This window comes from Caballeronia sp. AZ7_KS35, assembly GCF_023631045.1.
Lineage (GTDB): Bacteria > Pseudomonadota > Gammaproteobacteria > Burkholderiales > Burkholderiaceae > Caballeronia > Caballeronia zhejiangensis.
This window is the reverse complement of the sequence record NZ_JALQDV010000048.1, coordinates 332,473-354,341: the sequence shown is the minus strand read 5'-3', so window position 1 is coordinate 354,341 and position 21,869 is coordinate 332,473. Positions and strand designations below refer to the sequence as shown.

At 62.7% G+C, this 21,869-nt stretch carries 21 protein-coding genes; 9 read left to right on the top strand and 12 right to left on the bottom strand.

Annotated features, from left to right (window positions below; genetic code table 11):
* Positions 1 to 2 precede the first annotated feature (2 nt).
* On the bottom strand, positions 3 to 782 hold the full coding sequence (locus NCT05_RS31210) for a DeoR/GlpR family DNA-binding transcription regulator (RefSeq protein WP_008346661.1): 780 nt from the start codon (positions 780 to 782) through the stop codon (positions 3 to 5).
* Between the two features lie 182 nt (positions 783 to 964).
* On the opposite strand from NCT05_RS31210, the gene NCT05_RS31205 reads away from it, so the two are divergent.
* From NCT05_RS31205 to NCT05_RS31190, 4 genes are read left to right on the top strand one after another with little or no spacing between them, the layout of a single operon-like run.
* On the top strand, positions 965 to 2,083 hold the full coding sequence (locus tag NCT05_RS31205; RefSeq protein ID WP_175981664.1) for an ABC transporter substrate-binding protein: 1,119 nt from the start codon (positions 965 to 967) through the stop codon (positions 2,081 to 2,083).
* 16 nt (positions 2,084 to 2,099) lie between these two features.
* Positions 2,100 to 3,038: an ABC transporter permease gene (locus NCT05_RS31200; protein WP_250503959.1), complete on the top strand. Its 939-nt coding sequence runs from the start codon at positions 2,100 to 2,102 to the stop codon at positions 3,036 to 3,038.
* A gap of 32 nt (positions 3,039 to 3,070) precedes the next feature.
* Entirely contained in the window at positions 3,071 to 3,862 is a 792-nt protein-coding gene (locus tag NCT05_RS31195) for an ABC transporter permease (protein ID WP_008346658.1), read from the top strand.
* A 19-nt stretch (positions 3,863 to 3,881) separates the two neighbouring features.
* Positions 3,882 to 4,952 carry an ABC transporter ATP-binding protein gene (locus tag NCT05_RS31190; protein WP_250503958.1) on the top strand — a complete coding sequence of 357 codons (1,071 nt, stop codon included), beginning with the start codon at positions 3,882 to 3,884 and terminating at the stop codon, positions 4,950 to 4,952.
* A 102-nt stretch (positions 4,953 to 5,054) separates the two neighbouring features.
* On the opposite strand, the gene NCT05_RS31185 is transcribed toward NCT05_RS31190, so the two are convergent.
* The 7 genes from NCT05_RS31185 to NCT05_RS31155 all read right to left on the bottom strand — a co-directional run bounded on the left by NCT05_RS31185 (position 5,055) and on the right by NCT05_RS31155 (position 11,521).
* The gene (locus NCT05_RS31185; RefSeq protein WP_250503957.1) at positions 5,055 to 6,275 is read right to left on the bottom strand and encodes a glycoside hydrolase family 88 protein; all 1,221 of its coding nucleotides are present in this window, start codon (positions 6,273 to 6,275) and stop codon (positions 5,055 to 5,057) included.
* A 118-nt stretch (positions 6,276 to 6,393) separates the two neighbouring features.
* A complete protein-coding gene (locus tag NCT05_RS31180; RefSeq protein WP_175981668.1) occupies positions 6,394 to 7,290 on the bottom strand; it encodes a helix-turn-helix domain-containing protein in 897 nt (298 codons plus the stop codon).
* Between the two features lie 134 nt (positions 7,291 to 7,424).
* Entirely contained in the window at positions 7,425 to 7,898 is a 474-nt protein-coding gene (locus NCT05_RS31175; RefSeq protein WP_175981670.1) for a MaoC family dehydratase, read from the bottom strand.
* Entirely contained in the window at positions 7,895 to 9,088 is a 1,194-nt protein-coding gene (locus NCT05_RS31170; protein ID WP_033535816.1) for a CaiB/BaiF CoA transferase family protein, read from the bottom strand. The genes NCT05_RS31175 and NCT05_RS31170 overlap by 4 nt, the downstream gene beginning before the upstream one ends.
* A 30-nt stretch (positions 9,089 to 9,118) precedes the next feature.
* A complete protein-coding gene (locus NCT05_RS31165) occupies positions 9,119 to 10,282 on the bottom strand; it encodes an acyl-CoA dehydrogenase family protein (protein WP_175981674.1) in 1,164 nt (387 codons plus the stop codon).
* Positions 10,279 to 11,091, bottom strand: coding sequence for an enoyl-CoA hydratase/isomerase family protein (locus NCT05_RS31160; RefSeq protein WP_008346647.1), 813 nt, complete (start codon positions 11,089 to 11,091; stop codon positions 10,279 to 10,281). Before NCT05_RS31160 ends, NCT05_RS31165 begins: the two co-directional genes overlap by 4 nt.
* 4 nt (positions 11,092 to 11,095) lie before the next feature.
* Positions 11,096 to 11,521, bottom strand: coding sequence for a MaoC family dehydratase (locus NCT05_RS31155; protein ID WP_033535795.1), 426 nt, complete (start codon positions 11,519 to 11,521; stop codon positions 11,096 to 11,098).
* A 327-nt stretch (positions 11,522 to 11,848) separates the two neighbouring features.
* On the opposite strand from NCT05_RS31155, the gene NCT05_RS31150 reads away from it, so the two are divergent.
* The 5 genes from NCT05_RS31150 to NCT05_RS31130 all read left to right on the top strand — a co-directional run bounded on the left by NCT05_RS31150 (position 11,849) and on the right by NCT05_RS31130 (position 17,262).
* Positions 11,849 to 12,883 carry a TRAP transporter substrate-binding protein gene (locus NCT05_RS31150; RefSeq protein WP_008346643.1) on the top strand — a complete coding sequence of 345 codons (1,035 nt, stop codon included), beginning with the start codon at positions 11,849 to 11,851 and terminating at the stop codon, positions 12,881 to 12,883.
* Between the two features lie 53 nt (positions 12,884 to 12,936).
* Positions 12,937 to 13,470: a TRAP transporter small permease gene (locus tag NCT05_RS31145; protein WP_008346641.1), complete on the top strand. Its 534-nt coding sequence runs from the start codon at positions 12,937 to 12,939 to the stop codon at positions 13,468 to 13,470.
* Positions 13,471 to 13,480: 10 nt separating this feature from the next.
* Positions 13,481 to 14,752, top strand: a complete 1,272-nt coding sequence (locus tag NCT05_RS31140; RefSeq protein WP_008346639.1) for a TRAP transporter large permease — start codon at positions 13,481 to 13,483, stop codon at positions 14,750 to 14,752.
* Between the two features lie 221 nt (positions 14,753 to 14,973).
* Positions 14,974 to 15,954 carry a glycosyltransferase family 2 protein gene (locus NCT05_RS31135; protein WP_008346637.1) on the top strand — a complete coding sequence of 327 codons (981 nt, stop codon included), beginning with the start codon at positions 14,974 to 14,976 and terminating at the stop codon, positions 15,952 to 15,954.
* A gap of 351 nt (positions 15,955 to 16,305) precedes the next feature.
* Complete coding sequence (locus tag NCT05_RS31130) at positions 16,306 to 17,262, top strand: LysR family transcriptional regulator (protein WP_175980131.1); 957 nt, start codon at positions 16,306 to 16,308, stop codon at positions 17,260 to 17,262.
* On the opposite strand, the gene NCT05_RS31125 is transcribed toward NCT05_RS31130, so the two are convergent.
* From NCT05_RS31125 to NCT05_RS31110, 4 genes are all read right to left on the bottom strand, one after another.
* Positions 17,259 to 19,412, bottom strand: a complete 2,154-nt coding sequence (locus NCT05_RS31125; RefSeq protein ID WP_250503956.1) for an FUSC family protein — start codon at positions 19,410 to 19,412, stop codon at positions 17,259 to 17,261. The two genes, NCT05_RS31130 and NCT05_RS31125, sit on opposite strands and share 4 nt — an antisense overlap.
* Positions 19,412 to 20,335, bottom strand: a complete 924-nt coding sequence (locus tag NCT05_RS31120; protein WP_250503955.1) for an efflux RND transporter periplasmic adaptor subunit — start codon at positions 20,333 to 20,335, stop codon at positions 19,412 to 19,414. The genes NCT05_RS31125 and NCT05_RS31120 overlap by 1 nt, the downstream gene beginning before the upstream one ends.
* A gap of 70 nt (positions 20,336 to 20,405) precedes the next feature.
* The gene (locus NCT05_RS31115; RefSeq protein ID WP_250503954.1) at positions 20,406 to 20,885 is read right to left on the bottom strand and encodes a nuclear transport factor 2 family protein; all 480 of its coding nucleotides are present in this window, start codon (positions 20,883 to 20,885) and stop codon (positions 20,406 to 20,408) included.
* An 11-nt stretch (positions 20,886 to 20,896) separates the two neighbouring features.
* On the bottom strand, positions 20,897 to 21,718 hold the full coding sequence (locus tag NCT05_RS31110) for an alpha/beta fold hydrolase (protein ID WP_250437248.1): 822 nt from the start codon (positions 21,716 to 21,718) through the stop codon (positions 20,897 to 20,899).
* Between the last annotated feature and the right edge of the window lie 151 nt (positions 21,719 to 21,869).

The following is a 21,869-nucleotide window of genomic DNA, read 5'->3' as shown; positions in this document are numbered from 1 at the left end:
GCTCACGCAAGCACCAGGTCGCCCACTGTCTTCTTGAGCGCACGCAAATCCGCGGCCTCGCCGGACTTGCGATCGGTCACGAGAACGTCGATGTCGCGAGGCGCGCAAAACGTGATGCGGCTGCGCTGGCCGATCTTGCTGTGATCGGCGAGGATCGCGACGCGGTCCGCATTCTCGACCATCGCCCGGGCAATCTCGGCTTCTGCACGATCGAAGTTGCTCGCCCCGTGCCGCTGATCGATGCCGACAGGCGAGAGCATCGCCAGATCGGCGCGGTATCGCCGGATGTCGAGCACGGTCGTCGCGCCCGTCGTGGCCGCCGCGCGCTCGCTGAGCATGCCGCCGAGCAGGATGACTTCGTTCATCGCGCGCACGCGCTCATGCGGTCCCGATGTGCCGCGCAACCGCAGCGCGACATCGACCGAATTCGTGACGATGGTGAGATTGGCGAGCTTCGCAAGCTCGTCCGCGAGGATGGCGGTCGTGGTTCCGGCATCGACGAATACGGTTTGCCCGGCGTGAACGATGCCGATTGCCGCCCGCGCGATGGCCGACTTCGCGCGCACGTTCGCGCGGGCGCGTTCGGCGATGGGCGCCTCGTCGCTCGACGGGACGGCGCCGCCATGCACGCGCCGTAGCGCACCCGCCTGCTCCAGATCGAGCAAGTCGCGGCGCACCGTTTCGCGCGACACGGAAAGCTCCGCCATGATCCTCTCGTTCGAGACACGGCCGAGCATCGACAGGAGCGCGCGTATGCGCTGATGACGGTCTTTCTGCCACATAGGGAATGCTCGATGGTGGAAGCAACAATGAGAATTGCGCTGGCACGCTGTTGTTCAGCTTACATCCGTCATAAGCGAAAGTTGTACTTTTTTGGCAGCTTGCAAATTTGAGGATTTGAAACTAGCCTGCATCAGCAATCGGCGGTTCTCTTCAACGCACTACCTTCCTTTCGGGAACAGCGATGACGATGAAGCGTATCTGGGCGGGCCGTCTCCTTTCGATCTCCACGGCAGCGGGACTCGCGGCGGGCGGCATCGACGCCGCATCGGCCGCGCCATCCGAGGCGCTCGTGGCCGCCGCGAAGCAGGAAGGACAGTTGACCACGATCGCGTTGCCGCACGACTGGTGCGGATACGGCGCGCTGATCGACACGTTCCAGAAGAAGTACGGCATCCACGTCAACGAGCTGAATCCGGATGCGGGCTCGGGCGACGAGATCGAAGCGATCAAGGCCAACAAGGGCAACAAGGGTCCGCAAGCGCCGGATGTGATCGATGTCGGCCTGTCGTTCGGTCCGTCCGCGAAGAAGGAAGGCTTGTTGCAGCCTTACAAGGTGTCGACGTGGGATTCGATCCCGGCTGCGTCGAAGGATGCGGAAGGCTACTGGTACGGCGACTACTACGGCGTGCTCGCGTTCGAAGTCAACGCGGACATGATCGACAAGCCGCCGTCCGATTGGGGCGATCTGCTCAAGTCCGACTATCGCAACGCGGTCTCGCTCGCGGGCGACCCGCGTTCGGCCAATCAGGCGATTCAGGCTGTCCATGCGGCGGGCCTTTCGCAGACGAAGGGTGACGCGTCGAAGGCCGACCAGGCGGGCCTCAAGTTCTTCGCCGATCTGAACAAGAGCGGCAACTTCGTGCCGGTGATCGGCAAGGCCGCGTCGCTCGCGCAGGGGACGACGCCGATCATCGTGCGCTGGGATTACAACGCGCTTGCCGATCGCGACACGCTCAAAGGCAATCCGAAAGTGCAGGTGATCGTGCCGAAGACGGGTGTCGTCGCGGGCGTCTATGTGCAGGCGATCAGCGCCTACGCACCGCATCCGAACGCCGCGAAATTGTGGATGGAATTCCTTTACTCCGACGAAGGGCAACTCGGCTGGCTGGCCGGATACTGCCATCCGATGCGCTATAACGAGCTGGTCGCGCAGAAGAAAGTGCCGCAGGCGCTGCTTGCCAAACTGCCGCCGGCATCGGCTTACAGCAACGCCGTGTTCCCGACGCTCGAACAGCAAAACGCCACGAAGGACGCCGTCACCAAAGGCTGGGATCAGGTCGTCGGCGCGAACGTGAAGTAGCCGCGAGTTCGCCGGAATGAGCGCATCTCCGCAGCCAGGCGCTTCGGGCCCGGATCTGCTGACGCCGGCCGCGCCCGCGCCGCAGTCCGGCCCCGCCCGCGCGAGCCGCGGCGCGGGCTGGCTCACGTATGCGGGCGTCGCGCCATTCTTTGCGTTCGCGCTGCTGTTTCTGTTGTTGCCCACCGCCTTTCTGATGATCGGCGCGTTTCAGGATGCGCAGGGACGCTTCACGCTGGCGAATCTTCGCGAACTGTTTCAGCCCGCCGTGCTCGATGCCTACTGGATCAGCGTGAAGGTGAGCGTGGCATCCGCCGCCGGCGGGACGCTGTTCGGCGCGTTGCTCGCCTGGGCAGCGGTGCATGGCCGCCTGCCGGCGTGGATCCGTCCGACGCTCATGACGTTCTCGGGCGTCGCGTCCAACTTCGCGGGCGTGCCGCTCGCGTTCGCATTCATCTGCACGTTGGGACGCGTGGGCCTCGTCACGGTGCTGGCGCGCAAATACCTCGGCGTCAATCTGTATTCCACCGGCTTCAGCATCCTCAGCTTCGTCGGGCTGACCATTACCTACCTGTACTTCCAGATTCCGTTGATGGTCCTCATCATCACGCCCGCGCTCGACGGTCTCAAACGCGAGTGGCGCGAAGCGTGCGACTGTCTCGGCGGCACGGCCGCGCACTACTGGCGATACGTCGGTTTGCCGGTCCTGTGGCCGAGCGTGCTCGGCGCGGCGCTGCTGCTCTTCGCCAACGCGTTCGGCGCAGTGGCCACGGCGTATGCGCTGACGGGCAGCTCGCTCAACATCGTGCCGATTCTGCTGTATGCGCAGATTCGCGGCGACGTGCTGCATAACCAGAACCTCGGCTATGCGCTCGCGCTCGGCATGATCGTGGTCACCGGCTTGTCGAACGGCGGCTACATCTGGTTGCGCGCGAGGGCCGAAAGGGGACGCGCATGAAGACGCGCATGAAGACGCACATGAAGACGCGCATGAAGACGCAATCGCGCGCGGGCGCCTGGATCGCGATGATCGTCGGCACGATGTATTTTGTGATTCCGCTCGCCGCCACCTTCGAATTCAGCCTGCGGATGCGCCGCGACGCTTACAGCTTCGACGCGTATCGCGTCGTTCTCGGCGATCCGCGTTTTCAGGCTTCGTTCGGCTACTCGGTGCTCATGGGCCTGCTCACCATCGTGATCGGCGTGCTGCTCGTCGTGCCGACCGCGTACTGGGTGCAATTGCGTCTGCCGAAGCTGCGGCCCGTCGTAGAGTTCATCACTTTGCTGCCGCTCGTGATACCGGCCATCGTGATCGTGTTCGGTTATCTGCGCATCTATAACAGCAGTTCCATCCTGCCGCTCACCAGCAACGAGCGCGCGACCGATCTGCTGCTCGTCTTCGGCTACGTCACGCTGTCGTTACCGTACATGTACCGCGCCGTCGATGCGGGCATGCGCGCCGTCGACGTCCGCTCGCTGACCGAAGCCGCCGAATGTCTCGGCGCCGGCTGGACGACGATCCTTTTCCGCGTGATCTTTCCCAACGTGCGCTCGGGCATTCTGTCCGGCGCGTTCCTGACGTTCGCCGTCGTGATCGGCGAATTCACGATCGCGAGCCTGCTGGACCGTCCGGCGTTCGGACCTTATCTGCAACTGATCGGCGCGAATCGCGCATACGAGCCCTCGGCGCTGGCGATCATCGCGTTCGTCGTCACATGGGCATCGATGGGCCTGATCCAGGTGTTCGGATCGGCGCGCGCACTGGCCGGCCATAAAACCTGAGCCGACGAGGCCGCGACTTATGCCATTTCTCGAAATCGACGATCTTCACAAAACGTTCGGGCCGAACGTCGCGCTGCATCGGTTCGACATGACGATCGAGCAGGGCGAATTCATCACGTTTCTCGGTCCGTCGGGTTGCGGCAAGACGACGGTGCTGCGCATGATCGCCGGATTCGAAACGCCCACGCGCGGCACGATCCGTCTGAATGGACGCAACGTCACGCACATGCGTACGCGCGACCGCGCCGTCGGCATGGTGTTTCAGGCCTATGCGCTTTTCCCGAACATGACGGTGGCGCAGAACATCGGCTTCGCGTTGAAGGTCGCGAAGCGTTCGCAGAAGGAGATCGACGCGCGCGTCGCCGAGATGCTCGAACTCATCAAGCTGCCGCAACTCGCCGCGCGTTATCCGTGGCAATTGTCGGGCGGACAGCAACAGCGCGTGGCGCTGGCGCGCGCGCTCGCGAGCAAGCCGCAGGTGCTGTTGCTCGACGAACCGCTGTCCGCGCTCGACGCGAAAATCCGCGTGTCATTGCGCGAGGACATTCGGGCGCTGCAGCGCGAGCTCGGCATTACATCGATTTTCGTGACGCACGATCAGGAAGAGGCGTTGTCGATCTCCGACCGCATCGTCGTGATGAACGACGGGCGCGTGGAACAGATCGGCTCGCCGCTCGACATCTACAATTTTCCGCGCACGCGCTTCGTCGCATCGTTCGTCGGGACGCTGAACATTCTCGCCGGACGCGTGATTGATCCCGGAGCCGGGCGCATCGCGGTCGATGGTCAGGAGCTCGTGACGTCGCGCCCACTGCCGCCGGATGATGCCGGCAAGGAACGATTGCTGGCGCTGCGCCCCGAAGCGATCATCCTGGAGCCGCCGTCGAACGGACGGAATTCGCTCGCGGCCACCGTCGAGCAGATCAGCTTTCTCGGCGCCGTGGTGCGCATTCGTGCGCGGGTCAGCAACGCGGTCGTATCGCTCGATGTCTTCAACGATCCCAACAGGACCCTGCCGGAGCGCGGGCAGCCGGTAGCGCTCGGGTTTTCTCACGACAATCTTCTCGTGCTCGATGAAAATGCGCGCTAGCTTTGCAATGTGAGGAGCAGTTGCCCACGCAGATCGGCAATCCGGCGCGCGCGGGTTATCGATTGCGCGCGCCGCGTTGCCGGCGATGGCTTCGTGACACCCTCAGGCGAGCGGAATGCGCGTGTCGTCGAGCGGGCGCAGCTTGCCGGGACGCACGGCGCGGCATAGCGCCTCGACGAAGTAGAAGTCGCCGAACATGGTCGCACCGTCGACGCCGATATTGTGCGGCTTCGAGTAACACGAGTTATGCAGCAGCCCGTGCTGGCCGTCGCGTGTGAATTCGTCGCGGCAGAGCGCTTCGAGCATCGCGAGGCCGTGGCCTTGCCATTTGCCCGCAGCGTGCGCATCGGGATGCACGCGTGCCATCTCCAGCAACGCCGACGCCACCACGGCGGCGGCGGCCGTGTCCTTGATCTCGGCGTCGCGGCCGGTCGCATCGAAGTCCCACGGCGGCACCTGACGCCCTTCGAGGCGGCGCAGGTAGTAATCGGCGAGACGCTCGGCGAGGTCCAGATAGCCGCGCTTGCCGGTTTCCCGCGCGGAGTTCACATATCCGTAGATCGCCCAGGCCTGGCCGCGGCTCCATGCGGATTCGTCGAACGCGCCCTGGAACGTGTAGCCGCGTTTGCGCGCGCCGCTCTCCACGTCGTATTCGACGGCGTGATAGGTCGAGTCGTCGGCGCGCACGAAGGCGCGCGCGGTCATCTCGGCGTGTGCGTCCGCGGCGTGCCGGTAGCTGCCGTCGTCGGCGTGATTGGCGGCCCAGTAGAGCAGCGACAGATTGGCCATCGTGTCGATCGCGGAGGCGCTGCGGCCGCGCGGATCGGAGATCGGCCCCCAGGACGCGAGATAGGCGCCGCCGCGCGTGGTCACGAGCCGGGCGCGCAGCTTGTCCGCGGCTTCGAGCGCGATATCGGCGAACCACGCGTCGCCGGTGATGTGATGCCCCGGCACCGCGCTGCTATCGAAGATAAAGCCGATGTCATGCGTGTTCGGATCCTGCGCGCGCTGGCGCACGAGCAGCATGCGGGCACGCGCCCATTCGAGAAAGCGCGCCTCGCCGGTGTGCAGATACGAACTCAGCAGCAAGCCGACCCAGAAGCCGCAGAACCAGTTGCCGTGGCTCCATGCGTCGCCGTCGTAGCCCGCAGAGAGCGACGCGGGCAGACGCACCCATTGACCATCGGGACCGGTGACTTGCGGGAATTCGACGCCGAAGGTCAGCTCGTCGGAAGCGACCTTCTGCGCGGTTTTACCGAGTGTTTCGCGAAACAGCTTTGCCTGGTTCTCGCTGAGTGACAGCGGGTTCATTGCGTTCGACACGGCGTCTCCTTGAGTTCGTCATTCGCAGGACGATTCTAAGAAGCGCCCGCGCGAGCGCGTTAGGATGAAATGCATGATCTGTTGGACATTTCCGCATCGAAGCGGCACATGACGACGCTCAGATGTGCAGCTTGTCGAGGCTGCGCCGATAGTCGATCGGCGAGCGGCCCGTGTGCTTGCGAAAGCATCGGCTGAAGTAGGCGGGATCGTCGAACGAGAGCATCGCGGCGATCTCCGCGACATTCACTTCGGAGTGCAGCAGCAGCCGTTTGGCCTCCAGCATCACGCGCTCGCGGATCAGCTTGGGCGCGGTGCTGCCGAGCGCCTGACGCGTCGCCTCGTTGAGCGCGCGCTCCGTGACGTTGAGCAGGCGCGCGTAATCGGCCGCCTCGTTGACCGAGCGAAAATGCTTCTCCAGCAGACTCTTGAAGCGGCGCGACAGCAGCACGCTGCGCGTCGCGGCGGCATCTCGCATGGCGGCGGCGTCGCACATGCGCGCGACCTTGATCAGGAAAACGTGCAAGTAGGCCCAGATCGCGTCGGTGTAGCCGACCTGTTCCTCCTGATACTCATGGCGAATGCCGTCCATCACGCGCGCCAGTTCGCGCACCTGCGCGTCGCTCAGATTGACGCACGGCGCGAGCTGCTCGAAGTTATAGACGGGCACTTCGGTTTCGGTATGGCGGTTCTGCACGCGGAACGCGAAAAACTCCGACGAAAAGCTGAGCGAATAGCCGAGCGTATCGGCCGAAAGATCCAGATCGTGAATCTGTCCCGGCGCCATGAAGTAGAGCGTGTTGGGACGCACGTCGTAGCGCACCGAATCGATCACATGCGAGCCGCTGCCCGCGAGCACCCACATCATGTGATAGAAGTCGTGCCGATGCGGATAGACCAGCGTCGACTTGAGCGCCTCGATCGGCGCGAGATGAAAGTCCGGCGTCTTGACGTGTGCGCCGTATTCGTAGTCCTCGATCCGGATCACCGGAACGTGACAGCAACATGCGGTATCCAACTGTCTCCTCCGTCGGCGGCGAGTGTCTTCGCGCCCGCCTGCATGCCCGCGCTGCGCGGGCGACTGCACGAGTGTAGCCGTGCCCGCGCCCGCCGGTTAACTGGCATTTACACCATGCGGCCCGCGCGGCGATGTCACGCCGCCGCGCTGCGCGCCATCAGCGCATGATCGAAGCGCAGTTCCTTCAGCGCGGAAAGTCCGCTCAGCACGACGTGCCCTTGTTGATTGCGCACGGTCGTGTCCATCACGAGAATGTGTTTCGCGGGCTTCTTTTCGACGACGCATACGCCGATCGTCACCGTATCGCCGATATACACAGGCCCCAGAAAACGCAGCTCCTGTCCGACATACACGAAGCCTGGCCCTGTCAGTTCGGTGTGCGCCGCCGACACCAGCGCGGCCGTCAACAGGCCATGCACGACGCGCCGTCCGAACGGCGAGCATTCGGCGAAGGCGTGCTGCATGTGCAGCGGGTTCAGATCGCCGGACAGGTGCCCGAACGCGTCCACTTCGGCCTCGGTGACCGTGTGCACGTTCACCTGCGTACGGCCGATCTCGACGTCGTCGAAGCGCAAGAGCGCCGGCCAGTTGTTCGGTTGTGCGCTCATGCTTCTCTCCTCGATGTCAATGCGATGCCGCGTTCGACATAGCCGTCGATTTCCTGCGGCGTGTAGCCCAGTTCCGCGAGCACTTCGCGGGTATGTTGTCCCTGTTTCGGCGGATGCCGCCGCAAGGGCGGCGCCGCGCCGTCGTAGCGCACAGGATGCGCGAGCACGCGCACCGGTCCCGCTTCCTCGTGATCGAACGACAGGATCATTTCGTTGTGGGCGACTTGCGGGTCCTGCTCCACCTGCTCGTAGTCGTTGACGGGCGCGAACCAGATATCGTGTTCCTCGAAGGTGCGCATCCAGTCCTCGGTCGTGCGCGTTTTCAGCGTGTCATAGACAAGGCGATTGATCTCGTCGCGCCTTCGCACGTTGTCCTTCGGATGCGTGAATTCGGCGAGCGCGGGACACGACAGCGCATTCGCGAGCTTCTGCGTCGGCGTGAGCGACATCGCGATATAACCGTCACGCGTCCGGTACACGCCATACGGCGCGGGATGAAAACGGCTGCCCATCGGCGGATGCGTGCGTGCCCACAACGGCCCCTTGTTCATGTAATACGTGAACGGCTCGATTTGCAGATCGAGCGCGGCGTTGAGCAGATTGCTCTCGATGCGCGTGCCGACGCCCGTGCGCTCGCGCGCCTGCAACGCGGCCACCACGCCGAATGCGGCGAGCACGGCGGCATGCTGATCGACGATGGCGGAACCGACCGGCGTGGGCGGCGATTCGGCATCGCCGGACAGCATGGTCAGTCCGCTCATCGCCTGCAAGAGCAGATCCTGGCCCGGACGTTTCAGATAAGGCCCGGACGAACCGTAGCCGGTACACGAGCAATACACGAGACGCGGATTGACTTCGTGCACCTGCGCGTAGCCGAAGCCCATCTTGTCGAGCACGCCGGGACGATAGTTCTCGACGAGCACGTCGGCTTCGCGTATCAGACGCCACACGATCTCGCGCGCGGCTTCGTCGCGCAGATCGAGCGAGATGCTGCGCTGATTGCGGTTGCCGAGCAGAAAGAACACGCTCACGCCTTCGATGAACGCATCCGCGCCGGTCCAGCTACGTTCGAACGCGCCGCCGGGCGGTTCGACCTTGATGACATTCGCGCCGACATCGGCGAGCATCTGCACGGCGGCGGGGCCTTGCAGGAAATGCGTGAAACTCAGCACCTTGATGCCTTCCAGCATGAACATTCTCCTCTCGGTTTCAGCGCGCGATCACGCGAGCAGCGTGCGCGCGATGATCATGCGTTGTATTTCCGACGTGCCTTCGACGATCTCCAGCACCTTCGCATCGCCGAATGCGCGCGCGACGGGAAACTCGGCCATGACGCCGTAGCCGCCGTGAATCTGCAATGCCTGATGCGCGGCTTTCATCGCGTGCTCGGTGGCGAACAGCTTGGCTTGCGACGCCTGCACATCGAAGGGCGCGCCGGCATCTTTCGACGCGGCGGCGTCGTAGAGCATCAGACGCGCGGCGTGCGCATCGGCCGCCATGTCGGCGATCTTGAATTGCAGCGCCTGGAACTCGGCGATCGCGCGTCCGAACGCGCGGCGCTCCTTCATGTACGCGACCGAGCGATCCAGCGAGCCCTGCAGGATGCCGAGCGCGAGCGCGCCGATCAGAATGCGCCCCGTGCTGATCTGCGCGAGCGTCTGACGCAAGCCCGCGCCGCGTTCGCCCAGCAGTTGATCGGCGGGAATCGCGCATTGCTCGAAGAACAGTTCGTGCGTGATCGATGCGCGCCAGCCGATCTTGCGCAGCTTTCTGCCCTTGCCATAGCCGGGCGTTCCTTGCGGCACGATGAAGTTGGAGATCTCCTTGCGGCCGTCGGGTCGCGTGCCGGTGACAGCCGCGATCACGGTCGGCCCGCCAATCTCCGTACCCGAATTGCTGATGAACGTCTTCGCACCGTCGATGATCCAGCGTTCGCCGTCGAAGACCGCGCGCGTGCCGATATTCGCCGCATCGGAACCGGCGTCGGGCTCGGACAATCCGATCGCGCCGATCTGCGTGCCGTCGAGAATGGGGCGCAAGAAACGCGCTTTCTGCTGCGGCGTGCCGTAGTTGTTCAACAGGCTCGCGACGGTCGAGTTCGCCATGAGCGCATTGGCGACGGCGCAGTCCACGCGCGCGAGTTCTTCGAGCACGATCACGAACGACAGCCAGTCACCGCCACCGCCGCCGAATTCGTCGGGATACGGCAAGCCCGTGAAGCCGAGTTCGCCGGCCTGCCGCCAGATCGCGTAGGGAAACGCTTCCTGCTCCCAGAGCGTCTCCGATTGCGGTGCGATTTCCTTCTCGGCGAAACGGCGCACGGCCTCGCGCATCATCGTGTGCTCTTCGCCGAGCCAGTGAGGTTGATTGAAGGTTGTCGTCATGGCGTGACCGGTGCGGTGTCGGCTCGCGCGGCGCGGCGTGCGCGTTTGCGTTCCACGAAGTGGCGCAGGCCCGCGCGCGCGCCTTCGCTCGAAAAATTCACCGCGTATTGCGCGGCCTCGAAGTCGAGTCCGGCGGACAAGGGCATGTCGCTCGCGCGATTCAGCGCGCGCTTCGCCATCTCGGCCGCGAACGGATCGTAGGAGGCGAGGGTGTCGGCCAGCGCGCGCACGGCGTCGAACAGTTTCGCGGGCGCGGCGATTTCGTGGATGAAGCCGAACGCCTCGCATTCGCGCGCGGAAAAGCGCCTGCCGCTCATCACGAAGCGTTTCGCGCACGCGAGCCCCATCTTGGCGACGGCGAGTTGCGTGCCGCCCCAGCCGGGCATGGTGTTCAGGGTGATCTCGGGAAATGCGAAGCTCGCCTCGCTCGATGCCACGATGAAGTCGCACGCGAGCGCCAGTTCGAAGCCGCCGCCGAGCGCGTAGCCGTTGACCATCGCGATGGTCGGCTTCGCGCTTTCATGCAGACGCAACAGCGCGCGCTGTCCGGCCACCATGTCGCGATAAGCCGAGACGCCGTCGAGCGACACGAGCCGCTCGATGTCGTTGCCCGCGGCGAACGCCTTTGCGCCGCTGCCGGTGAGCGCGATCACGCGCGTCGCGTCGTCGGCGAGCGCATCGGCGATTTCGGCTTCGAGCGCCGCGAGCATGTCGGGCGTGAACGCGTTGAGCTTGTCGGCGCGATTGAGCGTCAGGAGGCGCAGCGCGCCATGCTGCGACGCGAGAACGGGAAGCGTGTCGTTCGTCATGGCGTCACAGCACTTTCAGATAGGTCTTGCCCGATGCCACGACCACGCCGTCCTGGCGCGTCACGTCGGCGGCGAAGATGCACACGTTGCGCTCTTCATCCTTTTCTTCGAGCGTGAGACGCGCGCTCACCGTGTCGCCGATGAACACCGGCGCGTTGAAGGTGATGTCGTAGCGATACGATACGGCGCCGGGGCTCGGCGCTTTCGCCGCCATGTATCCCATCACCGTGGAAAGGAAGCCGACCGACAGGCAGCCCTGCGCGATGCGCTTTTCGAAGCGCGTGCCCTTCGCGTATTCCTCGTTGAGATGCACGGCGTAGAAATCGCCGACGATGCCGGCAAAGCCGTAGATATCGTATTCGGAGACCGTCTTGGCGAAATCGGCGGTGTCGCCGATTGCATAGCAATCCATATGAGGGCGTTTGGCCATGTCGATGTTTCTTCTCGGATGAGTTGGGGTTAACGCTGAACGATGCGTGCTGATGTTGCATCGCCGGCTTGGAAGTCACTTTAAAGACGCGTTACAGGCAACCGGTAGGACGGTTCGCGCGATCTTTTGGACTTTTTTGCATCGGACCCGGCGATGCGAAAGGGCAGCGTAAAAAAGTCCAAGAAATTCGACGACTGGTCCTAACGCACCCTCGCCGCGATCACAAATACTTGCGTCAACCCGCCGGCTCCGCATTCGCACCGGGCACTCGCACCGAACGATGCGGCGCACTCGCCGGGCGGTATCCATATCGAGCAAGGAGACAACATGAGTTCGCTTTTCAGAGCGCAGAGCATGCTGCGCATGGCGATGAGCGCGGCGCTCGCCGCGATGTGCGTGGCGGCGTCGTCTGGCGCGAGCGCGCAGGACAAGGTCGTGATGAAGCTCGGTCACACGCTGGCGCCGGACAATCACTATCAGTTGACCGCGCAGGTCTTCGCGAAGGAAGTCGCCGCGCGCACGCACGGTCACATCGAGATTCAACTGTTCCCGCAATCGCAGCTCGGCGGCGAAGTGCAGATGACGCAGGCGCTGCGCACCGGCACGCAAGAGTTGATGATCTCCGCGCAGGCGCCGATCGACAACACGATCAAGCAATGGCAGATCTTCGATATGCCGTATCTCTTCTCCAGCATGGACGAGGCGAACGGCGTGCTGCAAGGCCCGGTCGGGCGCAAGTATCTCGACATGATGAAGCCGGTGAACATGATCGGCCTGACGTGGCTCGCGGTCGGCGAACGCAACCTGTTCACGACCAAACGTCCGGTCACGTCGCTCGCGGACATGAAGGACCTCAAGGTGCGCGTGATGCAGAGCCCCGGCTATATCGCGGGCTACAAGGCACTCGGCGCGAATCCGACGCCGCTCGCCTACAACCAGTTGTTTCTCGCGCTGTCGCAAGGTCTCGTCGATGGCGCCGATACTTCGCCCGAGCAGTTCGTTCAGGACAAGTTCTCCGACGTCGCCAAGCACTTCTACGTGACGCATGTGAACTATCTGCCGGTCGTGCTGGCGATGAGCAAGAGCGCGTGGGACAAGCTTTCGCCCGCCGATCAGAAGGCGTTCCAGGACTCGGCGAAGATCGCGGCGGACTTCGATCTCAAGGAGTACAAGCGCGAATACGACGCCGCGATCGCCGCGATGAAAGCGAAGGGCATTCAGGTCACGACGGTCGATACCGCGCCGTGGGCGCAAGCGACCAAGACCGCGCGCGACGAACTGATCGGCAAGATTCCGGACGGCCCGGCGCTGTATCAGGAGATCAATTCGGCCAAGCAGGCGCCGGCGGTCGCATCGAAATGACGGATGCGAACGACGGCCACCGCACAACCCAGGCACCACGGGAGGCGACACGCATGGAAAAGCTCGCGCGCGGCTTGATGTTCGTTGACGGCATCGTGCTGAAGATCAATCTGTTCGTCTGTAGCTGCCTTTTGCTCGGGGCGGTGATCGTCGCGGGGCTCGGGGTGATCTTCCGCTTCGTGCTGCACGATTCGCTGTCGTGGTCCGACGAGGTGTCGGCGTATCTGTTCGTGTGGCTGACGTGCCTCGGCGCCGCGGCCGGCGTGAAGCTGCGCGCGCATCCGGAAGTGCGCGTGCTGGCCGATCGCGTGCCGGCTGCATTCGCGCCGCTGCTCAAGGACTTCACGGACTGCGCGATCCTTGCGCTCGGCGCGGTGTTCGTCCTGTACGGCACGGACATGCTCGCGCTGATGGGCACCGAAACCGCCGCGTCGATTCCGATCTCGATGGTCTATCCGTATCTCTCGATTCCGGTGTGCGGCGCGCTGCTCGCGTTTCATTCGCTGGTGCGGATCGCCGTCTCGCATCTTGCGCCGCAGACGCAGACCGACGCCACGCTCGTCGAGGGCGTGTCCGAACATCTCTAGGAAAAACATCATGTGGGCAATCGCATTTGGAGCAGGGCTGCTCGGGCTCGGCGTGCCGGTGGCCATCTGCATCGGCATTGCGGCGACGCTCGCGCTGTCGATCAACGGCACGTCGCTGCTCGTGATTCCGCAGCAGCTTTTTTCGAACCTCAACAACGTCGGCCTGCTCGCCATTCCGTTCTTCATGCTGACGGGCGCGATCATGGATTCGGGCGGCGTGTCAAAGCGCATCATCGAATTTTCGCAGGCATTGGTGGGCTTCATGCGCGGCGGCATCGGTCAGGTGACGATCGTTGCGAGCATGTTCTTCGCGGACCTTTCCGGCTCGGCGACGGCCGACACGGCAGCCATCGGCTCGGTGATGATTCCCGGCATGGTGAAGAAGGGCTATAACCGCGCGTTCGCGGTGGCGCTGCAATCGGCGGCGGGCTCGCTCGGGCTGCTCTCGCCCGTGTCGATGAGCATGCTCGTCTATGCCTATACGGCCAACGTGTCGGTCGGCACGATGTTCATCGCCGGCATCATTCCGATGCTGCTGGTGGTCGCGTCGTTCATGATCGTCAATTACGTGACCGCGGTGAAGAAGGGCTACAGCGCCGTCGAGCCGTTCGATGGGCGCAAGCTGTGGACGACCTTCCGCGAAGCGTTCTGGGCGCTGCTCACGCCGGTCATCATTCTGGGCGGCATCCTCGGCGGCATCTTCACGCCGGTGGAGGCGGGCGTGGTCGCGGCCGTCTATGTGACGCTGGTGAGCGCGTTTATCTTTCGGACGCTGAAGCTCTCGCATTTCAAGGACATTCTGGTGCGAACTTCAGTGAACACCACGCGTGTCTCGTTCCTGCTCGGGCTCGCGTTCGTGCTTGGGCGCTATCTGATCGAAGCGCAGATTCCGCTGCACGTCGCGAATAGTTTTCTCGCGATCACCACGAGCGCGATCGTGCTGCTGATCCTCATCAACCTGTTTCTCATCGCCGCGCATACCGTGCTGGAAACGATCTCGAGCATTGCCGTCGTGATTCCGGTGTTCCTGCCGCTCGTCGTGCAGATGCACATCGATCCGGTCGTGTTCGGCGTGATCGTGCTGATCAACTCGGCCATCGGCATCAATCTGCCGCCGATAGGTTTCTGTCTCTTCACGGCGGCTTCGATCGGCGGCGTGTCGGTAGAGAAGGCGACACGCGCGATTCTTCCCTTCATCTTCGCGCTGGTGATCGACCTGCTGCTGATCATCTTCTTCCCGCATATCCCGCAGTTTCTGCCGCATTTGCTGGGGGCGAAGTAAGCGGGCATTTGCCCTTCATCGGATAAGAAGGGCGCGAAAGCGCCCTTTTTCACATCATGCGCGCGCGTGGTGCAGGCGACTTATCGGAACGTGAGACGTCCGAGCCTCCGGTCTGTCTTCGCCCAAAGCCGCACATTCACGCCGTTCATCGGGTAAACTCCTCTGGCACTAGTCGTTTTCCTGAATAAAGCACTCACGTGCAGTTATAGGAACGAAACTTCATGTCAGAACCGCCGAAAATCAGTGTGCTGGTGCCCGTGTACAAAGTCGAGCCGTATATCGAAGAATGCCTCGACTCACTACTGTCGCAGACTTCCACCGATTTCGAAATCATCGCCGTCGACGACAGCAGTCCTGACCGCTCCGGGGAAATGACCTTACGCATCCTCGAACAGCAAAGCAGAATTCGCTGGAAGTTCATCAAAAACGCTGAAAACAAGGGGCTCGCAGAGACTCGCAGGATTGCGGCACTCGCCGCGAGCGGCGAATATGTGCTCTGCGTGGACAGCGATGATCACGTTCATCACGATCTCATACGCCGGGTCGCCGAAGAAGCGGAGAAGCTCAATGCGGATATCGTAATTTTTGCCGCCGAGAATATTAGCCCGGACGGCAAGATCAATTATCGCGTCGAAGCCGGCGATACCGTCATGAGCGGTGTTGAAGCCGTAGAGAAAATTCTCGACTTGACGTTGCAGGCGTATTGCTTCAACAAGTTAGTACGCCGCTCGATCTTCCTCGCGATCGAGCATCCGACGGGGCTGATCTACGAGGATATTTGTGTTTCGGTCCAGACGCTCGGTAAAGCCAGCGTCGTTCGTCTCATGCCCGATACCTTGTATTCGTACATGTATCGCGAATCGGGCATCTCGACACGATTCAATCCGAAGATCATTGACATCTTTGCGATCATGGATCGGGTAGAGAAGAGCACGGCGTCCATGCCGATAAGAAATTACCGGAAGCTTTTCTTCAGGCTGAAATATGTCTATGGCTTTCGGACCATCGCGTTTCAGGCAGCGATCAAGGCGCCGACGTATCGGTCAGCCGAGCCTATTCTGGATAGCGTCGCGCAGAGGCTTCGTCTCAGGCACTTGCTCGGCATGGTTTCGGACCATCGGCCGAAGCTGTCGCTGGTCATGGCGATGCTGAAGATTCATCCGTGGATCTTCTATCGTTTCGTGCGACGATTCGGGCACTAGGCGGCGGATCGATCTCGCAGGGCCGTGCGAGCGTCGCTGCTCATCCCGGTTTTCTTCATGGCGCCTCGGCGGTGTGTGCGGCAGCTTTCGTCTGCCGCCTTTCTAACTGACTTTACATAAGCTTTATTATCGTGCTTTGTATTGTAGGTCCCAAGTTCAAATGTCGTCCTTGAGCAAAGTACATATGCCACACCTGCAGCGTTTCGAGTTCAAGTTGATCCGTCTTCACCCTATACGCAAGGATGACCTGACTGTATCCACGACTGATGGCGTCGAGCGCGTTGCGAACGTATCGTGAGTCCATCGCGCGGCAGGAGCGCGCCTGAATTTCAGCCCGGAGACAAAGCCGACATGGACAAGCTCTTCAGCATGCGTGTGTTCTCGCGCGTCGCCGAGACCGGCAGTTTCAGCGGCGTCGCGAAAAGCATGGATTGCAGCGTCGGAATCGTCTCACGCGCGGTCGTTTCGCTCGAAGACAGCTTGCGCACGCGGCTCTTGCAGCGCACCACCCGCCGCGTGTCCCTCACCGATAGCGGCGAACGTTACTACCAGAAGTGCAAGGAGATCCTCGCTCAGATCGACAGCGCCGAAGCCGAGGCAAGCGACGCCGCCACCGTCCCGCGTGGACGCCTGCGCGTGCATGCTTCGCCGGACCTGGGTCTCGCGCAGTTGATGTCGGCCGTGGTGGAATACCGGCGCGCGCATCCGCAAGTGAGTGTCGATCTGAAGTTGCTGCCGGGCATGCCGGATCTCGTGCACCAACAGTTCGACGTCTCGGTGCTGGCGGCGGCGGCGCTCCCCGATTCGGGCAACGCGTACAGGATCGTCGGGCGCTTCGAGCGTGTGCTCGTCGCCGCGCCCGGCTATCTCAGGCGTCACGCGGTGGAATCCCTTGGCGATTTGCCGACGCACGCGCGCACGCGCATCAGCGCGCCTTTCGGACACCCGTGCGACTGGCACTCGGAATTCGCCACGGACTCAGGCAGCAGAGCCGAAAACGACAGTCAGATCATGGTGAACGATGCACAAGCAATGCGCGCCGCCCTGCTCGCGGGCGCCGGCGTCGGTGCGATGCCGCACTACGTCGTCGCCGACGACATCGCGTCCGGGCGACTCGTGCGGGTCTTTCCCGATCACGCGCTGCGAACGGCGTGCGTATATGCGGTCTATCCGTCGCGACAGCATATCGATGCGAAGACCAGAACCTTCGTCGAGTTGCTCGCATCCTCATTTCAGAACCGCTTCGACGCAGCGCCGCATTCCGCAGCGGGTCTCGCCTCGACCGTCGATCGCTTTGCTATTGCTTAGGCTTGCGTATAACTACGTAAAAAGGGCGAATCGACATCCATCAGCGCGCTACGCATGAAATGCAGCCGCGCGAGCAAGCTGCGCATGCGCAGGATCTCGTGGTCCGCGCCACGCATCGCTTCGATGCCGTGCATCGCGACTTCAATCTGGCTGTCGATCGCGCGAAGGCTCGCGTCGCGCGTGTTGTGCGACGGCGTATCGAGAAGTTGCATCAAACGCCGCATCGTCTCTTCCGTCGATGCGCGCCAGTCCGCAGCCACCATGCGAACCGCATCGACATCGCGACTATCGATGCGAAATTCGATGGATGCGTGCCCCAGTTCCAGCACGACCAGAATCCACGAAAGCGCTTGACGATACTGTGCCGTTGGCTGCGGAAGCAGCGCGCGTATCTGAGCGATGAGATCGAACGTGCCCGACTGGAAGAGCTGCCTCGCGTCGTCGAGCGGCGCGGTGCATGCGACGTTCATCTGACGTCGCAGGTCGCGAGTCAACGCAGCGACGCGCCACGGCTTCTCGACAGGAAACACGAACGTCCATGCGACCGCACATGCAAGCATCGCGAGCGTAAGCGCGATGCCGCTATTCAACAGCGGCTCGGGTGCGTAACGGATGACGCGATCCGGTCCGCCGAGGATACAGAAGAAGATGCAGAAACTGAGGCCGAAGCCGGTGAACTTCGGTCTTGTCGCGAGGAATGCGCCGAGCCCGAGCAAGGGAGTGAGGACGAAGCACAGCAGTGGAAAGCCGTCGATCGCCGGATACACGTAGTCCAGCACCAGATACGCCGCGAGCGTCGATACAGCCGCGCCCGATGCCATCTGCAACGAGAACCGGATGGGTGTCGGCGAATTCGATCCCAACGCCGACACGGCCGCCGCGCCGATGATCGCGTAGCCACCGGCGGGCCAGTCGCTCGACAACCACCAGGCGCCGATCGTTCCGAGCACCGCACACGTCATCAGGAACGTCACTGCGATCACGCTCGTGTTCGTGACAAAGACGCGCTTGATGTCCGACTCTTCGAAGACGTGCTTCTCGTAGACGAGCGATACATACGCACCGGCATAGTACGTCCAAGACGACACGTAGTCAGACAGCAATTGAACGGCAGCATCGAAATCCATCAGTGCTTGCGCGCTCACGGTGCGCGCGAGTTCCTCGCGATCCGCTTCCGCCCGCGCATTCAGACGCACGCCAAAAGCCGAGACGAGCGCGGCTCTGCGGCTGATCGTATCCTCATCGATCATTCCGGCATCGCGCGCGACGTCCAGCAAAGTCGCGAGTTCCGCGCAATAGGCGGCAACCACGTCGACCGCATGGCCACGACGCGTCGCCAGGAAACGATGCAGCGCATGCAGCCTCGTGCACAGATCCATGAACGCAGCATTGAGGCGCGCGAGACGACGAGAGCGCGATCGCACTTCGGGGTCTTCGAAAGAAGCGAATGCGCGCGTGGCTTCGAAGCCAATGACGCTGTCGATAAACTCGCCGTACTTCGTCAGGAAGCGTTCGTTGTCGATCTCGCCGCGCAACGCTTGCGCCGCGAACTTCGAGAACGATACGAAGCGCTCGCGACGGATATGTTTCAGCCGCGCGGACGACCATTGCGGCAGCACGATCGCGCTGACCACCCCGCTACAGACGATGGCGAGCAACACGGCCGCCGAACGGTTCAGCGCGGCGATGAAGAGCCCGTTCGGATCGGTCACGCTGGGAATGCCGATAAGCGCGCTCGTATAGCCCGCCAACACGAACGCATACCAGCGGAAGTTGCGATAGCGCAGCGCGGCGGCGGTGCAGAGCGACACCCACAGCGTCAGCGCACCGATATAAAGCGGCGGTTGCTGCGGGAACAGCGCACCGAGCATGACCGCGACGATGGTTCCGATGATCGTGCCGACCATCCGGTAAAAGCTCTTCGATAGCACCATGCCGCTCTGCGGCTGCATCAGCACGAAAACCGTTGTCATCGCCGTGCGCGGCGTGGGGATGTCGAGCTTCATCGCGATGCCCATGGCGATGAACGCGGCAGTGAGTGTCTTTGCCAGATGCAGCCAGACGAGACCATCGGTCGCCGCCCAGTGAGCAAGCCCGAGGCGCAGCGTGCTGCGTTGCGTACGACGGGATTCGATCGCCGCGTTTCGCATTACAACGCACTCTGCACACGCGCGATGACTTCATTCGCATATCGAACGATATGCCCTTGTGATAGCCCACTGTCGACGACGACCGTGCATGTCGTCCCCGCCGTCAGCTCGACGCCCTCCGGCACGCTGTCGATGCCGATCCGCACCGGCACGCGCTGCGCGAGCCGCACCCAATTGAAGACGGGGTCGACGTTCGCGGTGAGGTCCAAGCTTTGCGGGTTGTCGCGGTCATAGATGCCCCGTGCGATGCTTTGCACATGACCTCGCAGCAGCGTTCCACTCATCAGGCGGATCTCCGCCGCCCGACCGACCTTCACTTCCGGCAGCTTCGTTTCCTCGAAGTAACCATAGACCCAGAACGAGTTTCGATCGACCACCGCGAGCTTCGGCGTCGAAATGCTCGCGTAGTCACCCTGCCATGTGTTCAGGTTCGTCACGTAGCCGTCGACCGGAGAAACGACGCGCGTTCGCGAAAGATTCAGCTTCGCAGCATCGAGCGCGGCTAGCGCCTGGTCGTGGGCAGCCTTCGCGGCATCGGCCTGAAGGCCGGAGTTCTGCTTGACTTCGTCGGAGACGACTTCATTGTCGAGAGCCGCGCGGCGCTTCGCATCGTCGCGACGCAGTGCCAGTTCCGCCCTGCTCGCGGCGACCTTCGCCTCGGCCTCGGCGACCGCGATGCGGTAATGCGACGGATCGATCTGCATCAGAAGATCCCCTCTTCTGACGAACTGATTGTCGTGCACCGGCACGCCGACGATCATGCCCGATACATCGGGCGCGATCGTGACGACATTGGCATGCACGCGGCCGTCGCGCGTCCACGGCGCATCCATGTAGTGATCCCACAAGGTCTTGCCGATGAACGCGGCTATCAGGAAGAGCGCCATTGTGGCAAGTACGCTCCAGACTCGCTCGATTCTCATTGCGCTCTCTCGTCGATCGCATAGGGAATGCGACCCCGCACCGCGTTGCCCGGCGCGCGGCCTCTTTTGCTCAGAGCCCCAACTCGCTGAGCCCCGGATGATCGTCCGGTCTTCGGCCAAGCGGCCAATGAAACTTGCGTTCGCTTTCGGCGATCGGCACGTCGTTGATGCTCGCATGACGATGTCTCATCAGACCATCGAAGCCGAACGCCCAGTTCTCGTTGCCATAAGAACGGAACCAGTTGCCCGCATCGTCGCGCCATTCATAAGCGAAGCGCACGGCGATGCGATTGCCGCCGAACGCCCACAGCTCCTTGATGAGGCGGTAGTCCAACTCCTTGCGCCACTTTCTGTCGAGAAACGCGCGCACGTCCTCGCGGCCGTGAACGAACTCCGCCCGATTGCGCCATTGCGTGTCGAGCGAATAGACGTGCGATACGCGATCGGGGTCGCGCGAGTTCCATCCGTCTTCGGCCTGACGCACTTTCTCGAGAGCCGTCTCGCGCGAGAACGGTGGAAATGGAGGGTGAGATTCCGGAATGTCTTTCATGGCTCTCACCATCACTTGCGAATGAACGCGAGCAGTTGCTCGTTCACGATATCGGCATGCGTTGTGCAGATGCCGTGCGGCGCGCCGGGAACGACGACGAGCGTGCCGTCGGGGACGATCTTCGCGGAGAGCTTGCCGGAGTCGTCGAGCGGCACGATCTGATCGGCGTCGCCTTGCAGCACCAGAGTCGGCATCGTCATCTTCCTGAGGTCTTCGGTGAAGTCCGTTTCCGAGAATGCCTCGATGCAGTCGTAGGCGCTCTTGATCGAGCACTGCATGCCCGCGAGCCAGAACCAGTCGATCGTGCCTTGCGAAGCGTGCGCGCCTTCGCGATTGAAGCCGAAGAACGGCGTCGCCAGATCCTTGAAGAACTGCGAGCGGTTCCCGATAACGCCCTTGCGGATATCGTCGAAAACGGAAAGCGGCAGGCCGCCGGGATTGGCCTCCGTCTTGAGCATCAAAGGCGGCACCGCCGAGATCAGCACGGCCTTCTTCACGCGCTTCGTGCCGTGACGGCCGATATAACGGGCGACTTCCCCACCGCCCGTCGAATGGCCGATGAACACGGCGTCTTGCACATCGAGGTGATCGATCAGCTCCGCGAGGTCGTCCGCATAGCGGCTCATGTCGTTGCCGGCCCACGTCTGGCCCGAGCGCCCGTGGCCGCGTCGATCGTGCGCGATCACTCGATAGCCACGCTCGGCGAGATACATCATTTGCGCGTCCCACGCGTCCGCGTTGAGCGGCCAGCCGTGCGACAGGACGACCGGCTGGCCCGAGCCCCAGTCCTTGTAAAACAGTTCGGTTCCGTCTTTCAGTGTGAATGTGGCCATTGCAATAGCTCCTTGAATGCTCGATCAGGCGCGCCGCTCATGCAGTCGATGTTCGGCACGGCGCGTAACGCGGCGGGTCCGTCGCGTAGGGAAGGAGTATTCACGGCCATCGAAACCCGGTCTTTTCGATGCAACCAGTGTTTTAGCGTAT